Raw genomic sequence first — 17172 nt, 5'->3', positions numbered from 1 at the left:
GGCCCATTAACCTTATTGCGCGTTAACATATTCGGGATTTCGATGGCATACGCTTGGCAGCCGGTCAGCAGCCGCAGATCACCCCCCTGATCTCCATGCGCGCAGCGCCGTTAACCATTAGGGCAGGGGGGTTGCAAGGCCCTGCGATCCCCTCTATACGCGCGCTACTCAATCCGCAGACAAGGGCGGGTCTATGGGGGAGAAATCCTCATCGGTCCACCGGTTGAAGCACCCGCTTTACACCCCTTGTCGAGGCGAAAACCGGAAAGGAAACAAAGACATGGCTCTTCCAGAGTTCTCCATGCGTCAGCTGCTCGAAGCCGGCGTTCACTTCGGCCACCAGACGCAGCGTTGGAATCCCCGTATGGGTCCGTTCATCTACGGCGCGCGCAATGGCATCCACATCATGGACCTGACGCAGACCGTTCCGATGCTCGACGCAGCATTGAACGCGATCCGCGAAACCGTCGCCAAAGGCGGCCGCGTCCTGTTCGTCGGCACCAAGCGCCAAGCCGCGCAACCCATTGCAGACGCTGCAGAAAAATGCGCCCAGTATTACATGAACCACCGCTGGCTCGGTGGCACTCTGACCAACTGGCAGACCGTTTCCCAGTCGATCAACCGGCTGAAATCCATCGACGAAAAGATGGAAAGCGGCGCTGAGGGGCTTACCAAGAAAGAACGCCTCGGAATGGAGCGTGAGCAGGCCAAACTGCAAGCCTCGCTCGGTGGTATCCGCGAAATGGGCGGCGTGCCGGATCTTCTCTTTGTCATCGACGTGAAAAAAGAAGCTCTCGCCGTGGCCGAAGCCAACAAGCTGGGCATCCCGGTTGTTGCGATTGTCGACACCAACTGCGCGCCCGAAGGTATTGATTACATTATCCCGGGCAACGATGACGCCGCACGCGCCATCGCGCTTTACTGTGACCTCGCCTCACGTGCCGCACTCGACGGCATGAGCGCCCAACTTGGCGCCGCCGGTGTAGACATCGGTGCGCTGGAAGAGGCTCCGGTGGAAGAAGTCGTGGCACAAGAAGCAGCCGTCGAGGCACCGGCAGAAAAACCTGCCGAGGCCGAAGCTGCACCTGCCGCAGAAAACACCGAAGCCTGAGGCACTTACCCATTTGTGGCTGCGGGCGTGTCAGACATGCCCGCAGCCGTAACCAATTCTAAAACTTTTCAGGAGAGCCTAACATGGCGATCACAGCTGCAATGGTGAAAGAACTGCGCGATAGCACGGGCGCAGGCATGATGGACGCGAAGAAAGCGTTGACCGAAACTGATGGCGATATGGAAGCGGCCGTTGATTGGCTGCGCACCAAAGGCCTGTCCAAGGCTGCCAAGAAATCTGGCCGCACAGCGGCCGAAGGTCTCGTTGGTGTGGCCGTTAATGGTGGCAAAGGTGTCGCAGTAGAATTGAACTCAGAAACCGACTTCGTCGCTAAAAACGAACAATTCCAAGCACTTGTCGGCAAAATCGCCGAGGTTGCTTTGGGAGTCTCGGATATCGATTCCTTGAAAGCGGCTGATATGGGCGGAAAACCCGTCGAAACCGCCGTGACCGATGCGATCGCCACAATTGGCGAAAACATGACACTGCGTCGGATGGATTCGGTCGAAGGCGACGCTGTGGCCGCTTATGTCCACAACGCAGCCAATCCAACCATGGGTAAAATCGGCGTATTGGTTGCCTATAAGGGTGACAACGACGCGTTCGCCCGCCAGGTCGCCATGCATGTCGCAGCCGCCGACCCGCGCCCCGAAGCGTTGAATGAAGACGAACTCGACCCGGCCGTTGTCGAAAAAGAGAAGCAGATCCAGATGGATATCGCACGCGAGTCGGGCAAGCCCGAAGCGGTGATTGAAAAAATGATTGTAGGTCGGATGAAGAAATTCCTGGCTGAGATCACGCTGCTCAACCAGTCGTTTGTGGTCAACCCCGACCTGACCGTCGGAGAGGCTGCCAAGGAAGCAGGCATCGAAATCACCGGCTTTATTCGTCTCGCCGTCGGCGAAGGCATTGAGAAAAAGCAGGAAGATTTTGCCGCCGAAGTTGCAAAGGCCGCCCAGGGCTGATCGTTTGTCAGGTGGTTGAGAAGATTTCTTCAAGCCACTGACAAAACAGTGAAAAATAAAAAAGCGGTGCCGGGTATACCCGACACCGCTCTTTTCAGACCCGACCCATGCAAATGGGGATGAGACGGGCGGGTCCAAAGACCGCCAACCATCGGAACGAAATAGATCCATCAGGTTGACTCCGGTCAGACCGGACGAAGCGCAGAGCCTAGAAATTCCAAGGCTGCATCTCCGTATGTTCCCAGGCTTTAAGCCACCACTCACGGAACATGTTGAATTTGCCATTGGTTCGGATTTTGCGAAAGTATGGGAAACCTTACCTAGCGGCACTTGCCTTAAGGGCGCTATGTCAGGCTATTGAGACAATGACGATTTCCCAGGAGCCGAGTTACAAGAACTCTGTCCTGTTGGCGCAGATTCCCGACGTTTCCGAAATTCCGAAGGCTTCGTCTAATATTCCACGACGAACATCTGCTTGTGCAATGCGGCCTTGAGCACTGCCTGGGCCGTGGTCTCCACGTTCAAGACATCGCGTGCCAGTCTGAGATGTTTTTCCACAGTGGCTGGGGTCAGTCCCATTAGCAGAGCGATATCTGCTGTCGTCTTGCCGTCGCCAACCCAGTGTAACGCCTCCAATTGACGATTCGTCAAATTACGGGTCGGACCAACATAGGGCAGGGACAGGATTTTCAAATGCGCGATGTTGTTCATCACCACTATCTCTGATCCGTGTTCTTCCCAGACAGAATCCACATCTGCTTGCGTCAGACCTATTGAACCGGTCAGACCGATTGCCCCCTTGGAACGCGGCGAAACCGATTTGAAGCTAACAGTGTACCCGGTCGTCACCTTCATTTTCTGATTGAATTCAACAACTTTCGTCTCGTTCTGTGTCAAAACGCCCGCGGTGAACATATCTGCGACCATGCCCCAACTTGTCCAACCTTCGTTCTCAAGCGCCCATTTCACCATTGGCGCGTGAAAATACATCGATTGTCCGAGAAACCAATCCGTGTAGTCCTTGCTGTGATTGGTCAGGATGATGAAGTCATCCGGATCACCTAGGGACTTCCCCAAGCGGTAGTTGGTGTAGCCATAGAACAAACGGTCGAAACCATATTCCGCCATCTTGCGACAATGAAGATCCCACAGCGCCTCCATGGACGGCGCATTGGTAATTTCGTCAAGGTATTCGACAAGGCTCATGTTGCGGGCTCCCAGTTGTCACAGGGGCCGGACTGCGAAACAGCACGGTACTTTAAGGTTTACAAAAGACTTCTGCGGTAGCGTTCTCGTGAATGGTAACTGCCAATCTAGCGGCAGTGTTTGCATCATGTCGAGTGGGGTAAGGTCTTGTGTTAACGGTTTTGCGACACGTCGTAGTTTCCTGTGCGAAAACTGTTGTTATTATTGATATTTAGTAGCGACATGGTAAATAGGGTATTAACATAATACCGATTATGCGAATATTGGACGAACAAAACGGGGGAGCATTTACAGCTCCCCCTTCGAATATCAGCTCAGAAAAACGCCTGAAGCCCGGTTTGGGCTCGACCGAGGATTAGCGCGTGCACGTCATGAGTGCCTTCATAAGTATTGACCGTCTCAAGATTCACCATGTGACGGATCACCTGGAATTCGAGGCTGATGCCGTTCCCGCCATGCATGTCGCGCGACATCCGCGCTACGTCGAGCGCCTTGCCGCAATTGTTACGTTTGACGAGCGAAATCATTTCCGGTGCGGCTTTGGCCTGATCCATCAGACGCCCCACCTGAAGGCTGGCTTGCAGGCCCAGCGTGATCTCGGTCTGCATGTCGGCGAGCTTCTTCTGAAACAGTTGGGTCTGTGCCAGCGGGCGTTTGAACTGATGTCGATCAAGCCCATATTGCCGCGCCGCGTGCCAGCAATGTTCGGCCGCACCCAGCACCCCCCAACTGATGCCGTAACGGGCGCGGTTAAGACAACCGAACGGCCCCTTCAAGCCTTCGACGTGCGGTAGCAAGGCGTTGTCGTTGACCTCGACGTCCTTCATCACAATTTCGCCGGTGATTGATGCACGCAGGGAAAGCTTGTTCTTAATTTTGGGCGCGGACAGACCTTCCATGCCCTTCTCCAGAACAAAGCCGCGGATCTTGCCGCCATGCGCTTCGGATTTGGCCCAGACGACAAAAACGTCGGCGATCGGCGCATTGGAAATCCACATCTTTGAGCCGGTAAGCCTATACCCGGTATCAGTTTTTACCGCTCGGGTCTTCATGCCAGCGGGATCTGAACCCGCATCGGGCTCGGTTAGGCCGAAACAACCGATCCATTCGCCAGACGCCAGCTTGGGCAGATATTTCTTGCGCTGCTCTTCGCTGCCATAGGCATAGATCGGATACATCACGAGGCTCGCCTGCACGCTCATCATCGAACGATAGCCGCTGTCAACACGCTCAATCTCACGTGCCACAAGGCCATAGGATACATAGCCCGAGCCAAGCCCGCCGTATTCTTCGGGTGTGGTCACACCCAACAGGCCCATTTCGCCCATTTCACGGAAGATTTCCGGGTCTGTTTCTTCGTTTTCAAAGGCACTTGTTACCCTCGGCTGTAGCTTTTCCTGAGCATAAGCGCGCGCGCTGTCGCGGATCATACGTTCTTCGTCGGTAAGCTGATCCTCGAAACGAAGCGGATCATCCCAAGTGAAAGAGCCGAGATCGGGCGCATCCTTGGCTCGGAGTGTGGGTTTGTCGGACATCGGGGAAGCCTCCTTGGCAACTGCGAACGGTGGGTTTGCGTTTTGGAAAGTTTACCTTGAAAGAAACGCATGATAAATCGGTTTATCCGCATGGTAATATGAGTAAATGGAATAGATGCTTGCCCCTCGCCGATATCTACCGTCGATCCCTGCCCTGCAATCGCTTGAGGCCGTTGCCCGATTAGGCAGCGCCACGGCGGCGGCTGAAGAACTTGCGCTGACCCAGAGTGCTGTCTCGCGGCAGTTGAAATCGCTTGAGGAACAGTTGGGTGTTGCGCTGTTGAGCCGTGCAAGCAAACGGCTGACCCTGACACCCGCAGGCGAGGTCTATGTCGAAGAAATTCGCGCTGCACTACAACGCATCGCACAGGCTTCGCTCAAACTTCAGACCAATCCCGGCGGTGGCACGGTAAACCTGACCATATTGCCAACCTTTGGCATGCGTTGGTTGGTGCCGCGCCTGCCCCGGTTTTCGGCGGCGCATCCCGAAGTCTCGATCAACATGACAACACGGCTGGAACCGTTTAACTTTGCAGCGCAACCCTTTGATGCGGCTATAACTTTCGGGACAGGAGATTGGCCGGAAACGCGTAAGATGTGGCTTTCGCGCGAGCATGTGGTGCCGGTGGCACAGCCCGCGATATTGGAAAACCAAAAGATCGAAACCGGCCATGATCTGTTGCGTCTGCCGCTTTTGCATATTCAGAACCGACCCCGTGCCTGGCAGAAATGGTTTGCCGTCAAAGGGGTCGAAACCGGGCGACTGCCCGGTATGGTTTATGACCAGTTTCCCATGATCGTGCAGGCCGCCTTGCATGGGCTAGGCGTGGCTTTGCTGCCTGATTTTCTGGTCCAGCAGGAAATTGCGGATGGTCGTCTTGCGGTGGCGCTTGGCGGGCCGGTGCAGAGCCTTGGCGATTATTGGCTGGTTTGGCCTGAAGAGCGCGAGGATGATCCGGCGCTTAGCGCGCTGCGTGGATGGCTGCGCGATGAGGTGGAAGCTGAAGATTTGTTACCAAGATGAACCCTCACATGCACGGGCGGTATGGTTAATTGCACCGAACGACGTAAACGCGGGGGGTGCATTGCGTCTGCCACCCGGCTGCCGGGCGGCTGCTGAGCGGATGACGACTGATCGGGCGAGGGTTAACGGCGAATTAGGTAAAGCCTGCGTGCGCCCCTGCCCCGCAATTGCAAGAGTAATGCGGAGCCAGTGCGCCAGATCGGTTGTCCGCGACAACCCGCCAATCGCGCCTATTGGGGAATTGCGGCTCTAACGATCAGGGGTAATCTGGGCTATGGGTGAATCGGGGGTCATCGCATCCGGCGTGCTTGCTTCAAGTGCGCCGGTGCCATCGAAGGAGCGAAATAGAACGTTATGGCTACAATAAAGCTGCCGCTTGAGCCGTTGGTTCTGAGTATCAATATTGAGCGGGAACCGGGGCCCGAACTGGGGCTTTCGCGTCAACCTCTCAGCCTTGATTATTCACGTCTCGACACCGAAACCCTGCAAAAGATCGCGCCCGAACATGTCATCAGCTGGCTGTTTTGCGAGCGTTACGATGCCTATGACGTGGCACAGATTCTGAGCGCGGCGAAATTTCGCGGCACCTATCACGCTGCTGCGGCCAATCTGCCGAAAAAGGCACTTGTGACGCGCGAAATACGGGCGTGCTTTCCCGAGCTGAATTTTCGCCTTGTCTCGCCGGTGACTCTGTCCAGACGGGCGGCCTATTATTACGGCTTCATAGCTAACGCGACGGTCGATCGGACACCCGTTCTGGTGTGATTTGCCGATCTTGGTGCGCGGTCTGTGCCGTCTATACCGGCGCGCACCCGGCGCGGAAGCGGCGCATGTTGTCCTGATAGTGGCGGGCGCTGGCCAGCAAGGATGCCAGGGCCGGTTCGTCAAGTTGGCGCACTACCTTGCCCGGCGCGCCCATCACAAGCGAGCCATCGGGGATCTCCTTGCCTTCGGTGATCAGGGCCCCTGCCCCGATCAGACAGCCCTTGCCGATCTTTGCGCCATTGAGAATCGTGGCGCCCATGCCGATCAATGTGCCGTCGCCGATGGTGCATCCATGCAGCATGACCTTGTGGCCGATGGTGCAATTCGCCCCGATGGTGAGCGGATAGCCGGGGTCGGCATGCAGCACACAGTTTTCCTGAACGTTGCTGCCTGCGCCAATGGTGATGGTTTCGGTATCGCCCCGCGCACGCGCCCCGAACCAGACCGACGCGCCCTCCTCCAGCACGACCTTGCCGATAACGCTGGCATCCGGCGCCACCCATGTATCCTGGTGACAGCGCGGCGCCTCGCCGTCGAGTGTATAGAGTGTCATGGGTTCAACTCCTCGAATTCGGTTTGTAATTTCCGGACGTGTTCGGTCAGCATTGGTTGCTGGATCCGGCGCAGACGGGTGGCGGTGACGATGCCCTTGAGGTCGCTGTCTGTGCGCTCAAGATCGTCGTTGATCAGCACGTAGTCATAGCTATCCCAGCGGCTGATCTCGTCCCAGCTTTTCTTCATCCGCTTTTCAATCACTTCGGCACTGTCCTGGGCGCGGGTGACGAGGCGACGATGCAATTCGGTGATTGAGGGCGGCAGCAGGAAGATCGACAGCGTATGCGGCGCCAGCGCCGAATTGCGGATCAGAGCGGCGCCCTGCCAGTCTATGTCAAAAAGAACGTCCTCTCCGGCGTCTATGGCGGCCTCGACCGGTTTGCGCGGGCTGCCGTAGAAATTGCCGAAAACATGCGCGTGTTCAAGCATGTTGCCGTCGTTCACGTCACGCTTGAACGCTTCTTCGGACATGAAATGATAGTCTTGGCCGTCAACTTCGCCGGGGCGTGGCGTGCGGGTTGTGGCAGAGACGGAAAAGCGAATCGTGGGATCCCAGGCGCGCAAACGTTTGGACAGGGTCGATTTGCCTGCGCCCGAAGGGGAGCTAAGGATGATGAGCAGGCCGCGGCGGTTTTTCATAGTAATTCCCATAGGTTATTCGACATTTTGAACCTGTTCGCGCATCTGGTCGATCACCGCTTTCAGTTCGAGCCCGATGGCGGTCAACGCTTTGGACTGGCTTTTCGAGCACAGCGTATTGGCCTCGCGGTTGAACTCCTGGGTGAGGAAATCAAACTTGCGCCCCACCGGCCCTTCGGCGGCCAGAAGCTCACGCGCGGCATCGACATGAGCGGCGAGGCGGTCAAGCTCTTCGGTGATGTCGGCCTTGACCCCGATCAGGGCCAGTTCCTGCGCGATGCGGGTTTCGTCGACACCGGCGGCATTGTCGAGCACACGGGCAAGGGCGGCGCGCAGGTTGGCGGCCATTTCGTCGCGCCGCGCCACGGCTGCGTTGGTGGCCTCGCCGGTCAGAGTGGCGATGGTGGAGAGTTGGCTGTCGAGAACGGATTTGAGCGCGGCCCCTTCGCGTTGGCGCATGACGAGGAAATCGGCGAGCAGCGGCTCGAAGCTCTTCAGGAGCGCTGTCTTGAGCGGAGTCGTGTCCTCGTCACCGCTGACCACTTCGAGCACGCCGCGCTGTGACAAGAGATCGGCGGCACGCGACGGCGCCAGAGTCATGCCCTTTTCCAGTGCGCGGTCTTCGACCTGGGTCAGCGCGTCGAGCACCCGGTCGAGTTGCGCGGCATTCACCGCCAGCCCTGCCGCCTCCTCCTCGCGGCCGAGTTTCAGCGAAAGCGTGATCGCGCCGCGCGTTGTCGTTTCATTCAGGCGTGCACGCAGATCGGATTCCAGCCCGCTGACCCAATCCGGCACCCTGAGGCGAAGATCGCGGCCCTTGGAATTGACCGAGCGCAATTCCCAACTCCAGGAATACGCCTGCCATTGTCCCGTCGCCGAGGTGAAACCTGTCATGGAAATGGTCACGCGGCATGCTCCCTGTCAAATGCCCCCCCTCCTAATGTGTTTTTGACCCGTTGGGCAAGCCGATCCTCCACCCGGAAACCGCAGGGCAGTGTTAACCAAGTGTCTCGGATTGTGGTGCGAATGGGGCCAAATAGTGGCACATTAAGACTCGAGTAACCTTTCTGCACTTAATGTTAACCTAGGCTAAGACTCGGCTCTGACATGGAATTGCGAAAGGCATGCACGCAACCGAAATCACAGGTATTGGCAAATGCAAGGGAACAGAAAACACGGCGGGAATGTAGTTACGATGTCCGGCTATCAGCAGGAATCACGGTTTCTCGCGCTCAGCCAGGTCGAAGCTTATTGGGAGGGGCTGCGCCAGGGGCGAGATGTGCCGATGCGCTCGGATATTGATCCGCGCGGCATCGAAGACGCGCTGGAATATGCCTTCATCCTTGAGCGGATCGCTCCCGGACTGGCGCGGTTGCGCGTTGCGGGTTCGCATCTGTCGGATGTCATGGGGATGGAGGTGCGCGGCATGCCGATAACCTCGTTTGTGCCACCCAACGGGCGCGCGGGGTTTTCCGAGACACTTGAACAGGTCATGACCGGGCCATGCAAGGCGCGCGTACAGATGAGCGCCGAAACCGGGATCGGCAAGCCGCCGCTTGAAGGACGTATGCTGCTCTTGCCGCTCAGAAGCGATTTTGGCGAGATCACGCGGGTTTTGGGCTGTTTTGACAGTCAGGGGAACATCGGACGGGCACCGCGCCGATTCAACATTTTGCGCAGCGATCTGGATGAGATTGGCGATATCGCCAAATCACCGCCCGCCTCGGGCGCGCCAGACCTGAGACGCCACAAGACGCCGCAGAGCAACGGACTATGCGAGTCGGGCACGGCGTTTCGATTCGATCAGACAGGCGAAGGCGCGACGACCCGGCGCCCGGGCTATCTCAAACTGGTTAAGACTGACGAGTGAACGTGGCCTGATAATCGTGCGGTTCAGGCGGGAGGTCAGACCCGCAAGAGCCGCCAATCAGAACACGAAAAAACCCGGGGGTGGTTCCTTCCCCCGGGTTTTCTGATTTTATGGCAACAACTTGCGAGGCAAAGATCAGACGGCTTCCGCCTGTTTTGCGGCCCGCGCCGCAGTCAGCTCTTCGCCAACAAGGAAGGCCAGTTCGAGCGATTGCGAGGCATTGAGACGCGGATCACATGCGGTGTGATAGCGATCTGAGAGGTTCTCGTCGCTGACCGCACGTACGCCGCCGGTGCATTCGGTCACGTCCTGACCCGTCATCTCGAAATGCACGCCACCGGGCACGGTGCCTTCGGCTTTGTGCACTGCAAAGAATTCCCGCACTTCACGCAGCACCGAGTCAAATGGCCGAGTTTTATAGCCGCTGGCCGATTTGATGGTATTGCCGTGCATCGGATCGCAGACCCAGAGCACATCTGCGCCCTCTTCCTTGATCGTGCGGATGAGGCGCGGCAGGTGTTCGCCGACCTTGCCCGCGCCGAACCGCGCGATCAGCGTCAGCCGCCCGGATTCGTTTTTCGGGTTCAGCTTGGCTAGCAGTCGTTTGAGATCGTCAGGCTCCATCGTGGGGCCGCATTTTACACCGATCGGGTTTTGCACACCCGACAGGAATTCGACATGCGCGCCATCGGGGTCGCGGGTGCGATCGCCGATCCACAGGAAATGCCCGGACCCGGCCAGCCATTTTCCCGAGGTCGAATCGATCCGGGTCAGCGCCTCTTCATACTCCAGCAGAAGCGATTCATGGCTGGTGTAGAAATTGACCTGATGCAGCGCCGCGGAACGTGCGCTGTTAACCCCGGCAGCGGTCATGAAATCGAGCGTGTCGGTAATCCGGCTTGCCATCTCGCGATAACGTTCGGCGTTTCCGCCTTCGGCAAACCCGAGAATCCAGCTGTGGACCTGATTCACATCGGCATAACCGCCGGTGGAAAAAGCCCGCAGCAGGTTCAGTGTCGCCGCTGCCTGGGTATAGGCTTGCAGCATCTTGGCGGGATCGGGCGTGCGCGCGCTTTCGCTGAACTCAAGCTCGTTGATGATGTCGCCGCGATAGCTTGGCAGCTCAATGCCGTCGATCACTTCGGTCGGCGCGCTGCGCGGCTTGGCGAATTGCCCGGCCATGCGACCAACTTTGACCACCGGTACCTTGGCGCCATAGGTCAGCACCATCGCCATCTGCAACATCACCTTGAAGGTGTCGCGGATCGCATCTGCACTGAATTGTTCGAAACTTTCGGCGCAATCGCCGCCCTGCAACAGGAACGCTTCACCGCGCGCGGCGGCACCGAGCTGTTGCTTGAGGGCACGCGCCTCGCCGGCAAAGACAAGCGGCGGATATTTCGCAAGCTGAGCTTCGACGGCTTTCAGCGCGGCGCTATCCGTATAGTCCGGCATCTGTACGCGTGGTTTGGCGCGCCAGCCGGATTTTTGCCAGTCAGTCATTGTCTTTCTCCGGTCACATGATCTGCGGTGCTCTCTATACAAAACGCGGCGCTGACTGACCACACCCGAATCGCACTCTTGACGTGGCAACGCACCCGTGTCCATCTGGGTCGAATGCGACCACTTTCGTCGCAGACAAAGCAACGAAGGAAACCGGCGCATGTCGGATCAGAGGCATACAGTAGAAGTCACAAGTGACACCCGACGCACGCACCGTTTCGTGTTTGCGTTGCTGGATGATTTTACGCTGCTCAGTTTTGCCTCGGCAGTGGAGTGTTTGCGACTGGCCAACCGAATGGCGGATCGTTCGCTTTACAGCTGGACGCTGGTGGGTGAAGGCGGCGAGGTTGCGAATTGTTCGGCGGGTACCGGCTTTCATCTCGATGGGGATCTGGGGGACTTGCACCGTGACGACACGCTGTTGGTCTGTGGCGGCATCGACATCAAGAAAAACAGCTCCAAGAAATTCGTTGGCTGGCTTCGGCGCGAGGCACGCAAGGGGTTGCGCATCGGGGGCTTGTGCACGGCGGCCTATACGTTGGCCAAGGCGGGGCTACTGGATGGCAAACGCGCCACCATCCATTGGGAGAACCAGGACAGCTTCACCGAAGAATTCGAAGAGGTTAATCTGACCAAATCGGTGTTTGTGGTCGATGGCAACCGGATGACGACGGCGGGCGGCACCTCGTCGATTGACTTGATGCTGAAACTGATTGCGGATGAACATGGCGAGGCATTGGCCAATGCGGTGGCCGATCAGCAGATCTATTCCTCGATTCGCACCGATCAGGACACCCAGCGTCTCAGCGTGCCGACCCGTATCGGCGTGCGCCACCCCAAGCTTTCCCAAGTGATCCAGATGATGGAATCCAATATCGAAGAGCCGATCAGCCCGTCGATTCTGGCGCGCGATGTTGGCATGAGCACGCGCCAGCTGGAACGTTTGTTCCGCCGCTACCTCAACCGTTCACCCAAACGGTATTACATGGAACTGCGCCTGCAAAAGGCGCGCAACCTTCTGATGCAGACGGATATGAGCGTGATCAACGTGGCGCTGGCCTGTGGTTTTGCCTCGCCCAGTCATTTTTCGAAATGCTACCGCGCGCATTACGACACCACGCCCTATCGCGAGCGTGGCAGCCACGCCTCGCGCCTGTCGATCTGAGCGGGGTGCTGCTCAGAACTTGGCCATGATTTTTTCGATCTTGGTGTTGAGCGTGAAGTTCAGCACCACAAGCGCGTCGCTGCGCTCATGCATGATGGCATAAAAGAACAGGTAACGTCCGCCGCCCCAGAAAACCCGTGCCTCGCGGCGGATATTGCCGCCAAGATCTTCTTCGTTGAAGATCGTGCGCGCGGTGAAGTTGCGCGGAAACAGCGCGTTGAACTGCTTTTCGATATTGGCCAGCTCTTCGGCAGAGTATTCATCGCGTCCGCCCATCTTCTTTACAAAGGCGCTCCATTCGCGGGTCGTGATCGTCTTGTCGACATAGGCGTCATAGGCGGCATAATTCGCGAAAAGGCTGTCGGCTTCTTCGGCCATGGCCCAATGCGGCAAACACACGAATGCAATCAGCAGAAAAATGCGTTTCATTCCAAAATCTCCGTCTTCTAAAAATATCCTCTGGCTTACCCTAGTGGGTTTTTCCCCAATTCCAAGGGTGGAGCAGAGGGACGGTGATTATCCGGGCGGTGCGATGCGATAGAGCGCCCCCTTCCCTTCGGAGAGAAACCAGATCGCACCATCCGGCCCTTCGCGCACATCGCGCACACGGGCGGTTTCGGGCGATTTGATCGTCGCGACCTGGCGTTTGGCGCCGGGCGACAAGACGGCGATATGATCGTATTTCAACGAGCCGATCAGCATGTGCGCCTTGAGTGCAGGCCAACCGCGCCCGGAATGAATGACCAAACCAGAGGGCGCAATCGAGGGATCCCAATAGAAGGCAGGTTGCTCCATGCCCGGCTTTTGCGTGCCCTCGCCGATCTTCGCGCCGGAATAGTGCCGCCCAAAAGAGATCACTGGCCAGCCGTAATTGGCGCCGCGTTTGATCGCGTTCACCTCGTCGCCGCCTTTTGCCCCGTGTTCCACAACCCAGAGCCGCCCCGATGCATCAAGTGTTGCGCCTTGCGGATTGCGATGCCCGTAAGACCAGATTTCAGGTTGCGCGCCGTTGGTTGCGCTAAAGGGGTTGTCGCGCGGCACTGCGCCGTCGCGGTTTACGCGAATGACAGTGCCATTGTGTCTGGAGATATCCTGGGCGGCGGGCCTGTCACCGCGCTCACCCAGCGTCAGAAAAAGAGTGCCGTCGCGCGCTTCCACGATTCGCCCGCCAAAATGGCGCCCGCCCGTGCTGCCCGGCGCCATCTCGAAGATCACCTTGAGGTTTTCCAGCCGGTTGCCATTGAGCCGCGCCACAGCAAGAGCGGTGCCGACCCCCGCGCCCTGGGGTTTGGCATAGCTAAGAAAGACCGCGCCGGTGCGGGCAAAATCGCGCGCCACGACGATATCAAACAACCCGCCCTGCCCTTGTGCTACCACCTTTGGCACGCCGCTTACCTGTTGACGCGTACCATCAGCTGCCAGCCGCCAGAGCCGCCCGCCGCGTTCGCTGATCAGCATATCGTCGCCCGGTAGAAACGCCAAAGACCACGGTATATTGAACCCGTCGGCCATCTTTTCCGGCTTGGCCACTGTGATTGCACCGCCCCCCTGAGCGAACGCAGCCAACGTCAGCGCGCACCAGATTGCAAAGGCATGGGGAATCAGGGTCAGGGTGAACCTTGTGGCGCGCATCTCGTGCTCCTTTGCGGTGTGAAAGCAATTTAACATCATCCGACTGACAAGAAAGCCATGTTTGCGTTCACGTCCGATCACGGATTTGAAACTTTTCACTCATCAAGCTACTTTCCTTTTGAAAAATTCACGCATAGGCTCCGGGCCGGACCTAAATATCCAACTCGGGAGAAGAAAACATGAAAAAACTGCTAATGGCTACGGCTGCAACGGCTCTGATGTCGGGTGCTGCATTCGCCGAAGATATCAAGATCGGCGTAATTCTGGGCTTCACCGGCCCGCTCGAATCGATCACGCCTGACATGGGCGCGGGTGCCGAACTGGCGATGAAAGAAGTGTCCGATAGCGGCAAGCTGCTGGATGGCTCGACCGTCACGCCTGTGCGCGCGGACTCGACCTGCATCGACTCGGCTGCGGCCACGGCTGCTGCTGAACGTCTGATCACGTCGGACGGCGTCAAAGGTATCATGGGCGCGGATTGCTCGGGCGTGACCGGCGCAATTCTCAGCAACGTCGCCATGCCCAACGGCGTCGTGATGGTTTCGCCTTCGGCAACTTCGCCGGGCCTGTCGACCGCTGAAGACAACGGGCTGTTTTTCCGCACATCGCCGTCTGATGCCCGTCAGGGTGTCGTGATGACCGACGTTCTGATGGAAGAAGGCATCAAGAGCGTTGCCGTGACCTATACCAACAACGACTATGGTAAAGGTCTCGCCGATGCGTTCCAAGCGGCTTACGAAGCGGCTGGCGGCACTGTCACCATCAGCGCAGCACACGAAGACGGCAAAGCCGACTATTCGGCTGAAGTCGGCGCGCTGGCCTCTGCGGGCGGCGATCGTCTGGTTGTGGCCGGGTATGTTGACCAAGGCGGGTCGGGCATCGTGCGCGCTGCTCTTGATTCCGGCGCGTTTGACACCTTCCACTTCCCCGACGGTATGATCGGCTCGAAGCTGGAAGAAAATTTCGGTTCGGAAATCGACGGCTCCACCGGACAGCTTCCCGGCACCGACAGCCCGGGCGCGACCAAATTCCAAGAGTTGGCTGGCGATGCGTTTGATCCGACCGGGGCATTCTCGCCGGAATCTTATGACGCTGCAGCTCTGATCATGCTGGCCATGCAGGCGGCAGGGTCAACCGACAGCCAAGCCTATAAAGACAAGGTGATGGACGTCGCCAACGCACCGGGTGAAAAAATCTATCCCGGCGAGTTGGGCAAAGCGCTCGACCTGATCAAGGCGGGCACCGATATCGATTATGTCGGCGCCACCGCAGTTGAACTGATTGGCCCCGGTGAATCGGCGGGCAACTATCGCCAGATCACCTTCAAAGACGGCAAGATCACAACCGTTAAATTCCGCTAATCGCGGGTTTGAAGACTTGGAGCGGCCCGGAGATTTCCGGGCCGTTTCAAACCAAAAAATAGAGCAAAGCTCAGTTTATCAGGGGGAAAGTGCATGATCCGCGTCCAAGACGTGCACAAACATTTTGGCGGCTTTCATGCCGTTGATGGCGCTACGCTTGAAATTGCCGAAGGCTCGATTACCGGGCTGATCGGGCCAAATGGCGCGGGAAAAACCACTCTTTTCAATGTGATCGCAGGGGTTCTTCAACCAACCTCCGGGCGCGTCTTCATGAAGGGCGAGGATATAACCGGCCTGCCGCCGCATACGCTGTTTCACAAGGGTTTGCTGCGCACGTTCCAGATTGCGCATGAATTCAGCTCGATGAGCTGCCGCGAGAACCTGATGATGGTGCCTGGTGCGCAGTCGGGCGAAACGCTGTGGAACACATGGTTCGGGCGCAAGCGGATTGCTGATGAAGAACGCGCGCTGGCGGCCAAGGCCGATGAGGTGCTGGAGTTTCTGACCATCGAGCATCTGGCCGACCACAAGGCCGGGCAGATTTCGGGCGGTCAGAAGAAACTGCTGGAGTTGGGCCGCACCATGATGGTCGATGCCAGGATCGTGTTTCTCGATGAGGTCGGCGCGGGGGTGAACCGAACGCTGCTCAACACCATCGGCGATGCGATTATCCGGCTGAATCAGGAGCGCGACTATACCTTCGTGGTGATCGAGCACGATATGGATTTTATCGAAAAGCTTTGCGATCCGGTGATCTGCATGGCCGAGGGCAAGGTTCTGGCCGAGGGCACATTGGCCGAGATCAAGGCCAACGAACATGTGATCGAGGCCTATCTCGGCACCGGATTGAAGCACAAGGACAAGGTCGGCGCATGATTTACGCCACCCTGCCCCCGGCACGTAGCGACAATCTGCGACGGGCGGCTTTGCGACAGGAGCAAAGATCTATGAGCGCCACCATCAGACAGGGCCAGCCATGAGCCAGAACCCCTATCAAGACGACCGCGGCAACAAGGACCGCAGCATCACCAGCGGCAGGCCGCAGGGCGAGATTCCGTTGAAGAAAAGCGGCAAGACCTCGCGTGTCGAAGGCGACAGCCCCTTCCTGATCGGCGAGAGCATGACCGGCGGTTATGGCAAAAACGGCCCCGACATCCTGCATGATTGCACCATCGCCGTGAACAAGGGTGAGATCGCGGTCATCGTCGGCCCCAACGGTGCGGGCAAGTCGACCGCGATGAAGGCGGTCTTCGGTATGCTCGATCTGCGCGCCGGGCGGGTGTTGCTCGATGGCGAGGATATCTCGGCGCTTAGCCCGCAGGACCGTGTCGGGCGCGGCATGGGCTTTGTGCCGCAAACCTCGAACATCTTCACCTCGCTGACGGTTGAGGAGAATCTCGAAATGGGGGCGTTCATCCGCACCGATGATTTCTCGGGCACCATGGCGCAGGTCTATGACCTGTTCCCGATCCTGAAGGAAAAACGCAACCAACCCGCAGGCGAGCTTTCGGGCGGACAGCGCCAGCAGGTCGCGGTGGGGCGGGCCTTGATGACCCAACCCAAGGTATTGATGCTGGACGAACCGACCGCCGGGGTCTCCCCCATCGTGATGGACGAACTGTTTGACCGCATCATCGAGGTGGCGCGCACCGGCCTGCCGGTTCTGATGGTTGAACAGAACGCGCGTCAGGCGCTGGAAATTGCCGATCGCGGTTATGTTCTGGTGCAAGGGGCGAATGGTCATACTGGCACGGGGCAGGAACTCTTGGCTGATCCCGAAGTGCGCCAAAGTTTTCTCGGGGGATGAGGATGCGAGCGGGCCTTGGATTTCTGACAGGCAC

General features: G+C 58.1%; 17 protein-coding genes. 9 read left to right on the top strand and 8 right to left on the bottom strand.

Annotation, left to right across the window (positions count from 1 at the left end):
• The first annotated feature begins 280 nt into the window (after positions 1-280).
• Positions 281-1111, top strand: a complete 831-nt coding sequence (gene rpsB / locus LZG00_09680) for a 30S ribosomal protein S2 (protein MCF3594269.1) — start codon at positions 281-283, stop codon at positions 1109-1111.
• A gap of 83 nt (positions 1112-1194) precedes the next feature.
• Complete coding sequence (gene tsf, locus LZG00_09675) at positions 1195-2076, top strand: translation elongation factor Ts (GenBank protein MCF3594268.1); 882 nt, start codon at positions 1195-1197, stop codon at positions 2074-2076.
• Between the two features lie 450 nt (positions 2077-2526).
• Here tsf and LZG00_09670 read toward each other — a convergent pair whose 3' ends face one another.
• Together LZG00_09670 and LZG00_09665 are read right to left on the bottom strand one after the other, a co-directional pair.
• Positions 2527-3282: a LuxR family transcriptional regulator gene (locus tag LZG00_09670; protein MCF3594267.1), complete on the bottom strand. Its 756-nt coding sequence runs from the start codon at positions 3280-3282 to the stop codon at positions 2527-2529.
• 314 nt (positions 3283-3596) lie between these two features.
• Positions 3597-4817 carry an acyl-CoA dehydrogenase gene (locus tag LZG00_09665; protein MCF3594266.1) on the bottom strand — a complete coding sequence of 407 codons (1221 nt, stop codon included), beginning with the start codon at positions 4815-4817 and terminating at the stop codon, positions 3597-3599.
• 115 nt (positions 4818-4932) lie between these two features.
• Here LZG00_09665 and LZG00_09660 point away from each other — a divergent pair, with 115 nt between their 5' ends.
• Entirely contained in the window at positions 4933-5841 is a 909-nt protein-coding gene (locus LZG00_09660; protein MCF3594265.1) for a LysR substrate-binding domain-containing protein, read from the top strand.
• A 354-nt stretch (positions 5842-6195) separates the two neighbouring features.
• The gene (locus LZG00_09655; GenBank protein ID MCF3594264.1) at positions 6196-6606 is read left to right on the top strand and encodes a hypothetical protein; all 411 of its coding nucleotides are present in this window, start codon (positions 6196-6198) and stop codon (positions 6604-6606) included.
• 31 nt (positions 6607-6637) lie between these two features.
• On the opposite strand, the gene LZG00_09650 is transcribed toward LZG00_09655, so the two are convergent.
• From LZG00_09650 to LZG00_09640, 3 genes are read right to left on the bottom strand one after another with little or no spacing between them, the layout of a single operon-like run.
• Positions 6638-7159 carry a gamma carbonic anhydrase family protein gene (locus LZG00_09650; GenBank protein MCF3594263.1) on the bottom strand — a complete coding sequence of 174 codons (522 nt, stop codon included), beginning with the start codon at positions 7157-7159 and terminating at the stop codon, positions 6638-6640.
• Entirely contained in the window at positions 7156-7800 is a 645-nt protein-coding gene (gene gmk / locus LZG00_09645; protein ID MCF3594262.1) for a guanylate kinase, read from the bottom strand. Before gmk ends, LZG00_09650 begins: the two co-directional genes overlap by 4 nt.
• A 15-nt stretch (positions 7801-7815) precedes the next feature.
• A complete protein-coding gene (locus tag LZG00_09640) occupies positions 7816-8706 on the bottom strand; it encodes a YicC family protein (GenBank protein ID MCF3594261.1) in 891 nt (296 codons plus the stop codon).
• Positions 8707-8995: 289 nt separating this feature from the next.
• On the opposite strand from LZG00_09640, the gene LZG00_09635 reads away from it, so the two are divergent.
• Positions 8996-9670, top strand: coding sequence for a PAS domain-containing protein (locus LZG00_09635; protein MCF3594260.1), 675 nt, complete (start codon positions 8996-8998; stop codon positions 9668-9670).
• 135 nt (positions 9671-9805) lie between these two features.
• On the opposite strand, the gene LZG00_09630 is transcribed toward LZG00_09635, so the two are convergent.
• Complete coding sequence (locus LZG00_09630) at positions 9806-11173, bottom strand: 3-deoxy-7-phosphoheptulonate synthase class II (GenBank protein MCF3594259.1); 1368 nt, start codon at positions 11171-11173, stop codon at positions 9806-9808.
• A 160-nt stretch (positions 11174-11333) separates the two neighbouring features.
• On the opposite strand from LZG00_09630, the gene LZG00_09625 reads away from it, so the two are divergent.
• A complete protein-coding gene (locus tag LZG00_09625) occupies positions 11334-12338 on the top strand; it encodes a GlxA family transcriptional regulator (protein ID MCF3594258.1) in 1005 nt (334 codons plus the stop codon).
• 12 nt (positions 12339-12350) lie between these two features.
• Here the strand turns inward: LZG00_09625 and LZG00_09620 are convergent, their stop codons facing one another.
• Together LZG00_09620 and LZG00_09615 are read right to left on the bottom strand one after the other, a co-directional pair.
• Positions 12351-12767, bottom strand: coding sequence for a hypothetical protein (locus tag LZG00_09620; GenBank protein ID MCF3594257.1), 417 nt, complete (start codon positions 12765-12767; stop codon positions 12351-12353).
• 87 nt (positions 12768-12854) lie between these two features.
• Positions 12855-13970 (bottom strand): PQQ-dependent sugar dehydrogenase, encoded by a 1116-nt coding sequence (locus tag LZG00_09615; protein MCF3594256.1) that lies wholly within the window; start codon positions 13968-13970, stop codon positions 12855-12857.
• A gap of 179 nt (positions 13971-14149) precedes the next feature.
• Here LZG00_09615 and LZG00_09610 point away from each other — a divergent pair, with 179 nt between their 5' ends.
• The 3 genes from LZG00_09610 (at position 14150) to LZG00_09600 (ending at position 17138) form a co-directional block, all read left to right on the top strand.
• On the top strand, positions 14150-15331 hold the full coding sequence (locus LZG00_09610) for an ABC transporter substrate-binding protein (protein ID MCF3594255.1): 1182 nt from the start codon (positions 14150-14152) through the stop codon (positions 15329-15331).
• A gap of 93 nt (positions 15332-15424) precedes the next feature.
• Positions 15425-16207 carry an ABC transporter ATP-binding protein gene (locus LZG00_09605; protein MCF3594254.1) on the top strand — a complete coding sequence of 261 codons (783 nt, stop codon included), beginning with the start codon at positions 15425-15427 and terminating at the stop codon, positions 16205-16207.
• Between the two features lie 100 nt (positions 16208-16307).
• Entirely contained in the window at positions 16308-17138 is an 831-nt protein-coding gene (locus LZG00_09600; protein MCF3594253.1) for an ABC transporter ATP-binding protein, read from the top strand.
• The last annotated feature ends 34 nt before the right edge of the window (positions 17139-17172 follow it).

It is taken from the genome of Rhodobacteraceae bacterium LMO-JJ12, from assembly GCA_021555075.1.
Classification (GTDB): domain Bacteria; phylum Pseudomonadota; class Alphaproteobacteria; order Rhodobacterales; family Rhodobacteraceae; genus JAKGBX01.
The sequence above is the reverse complement of the archived record's forward strand: the minus strand, read 5'-3'. Positions and strand labels throughout refer to the sequence as shown.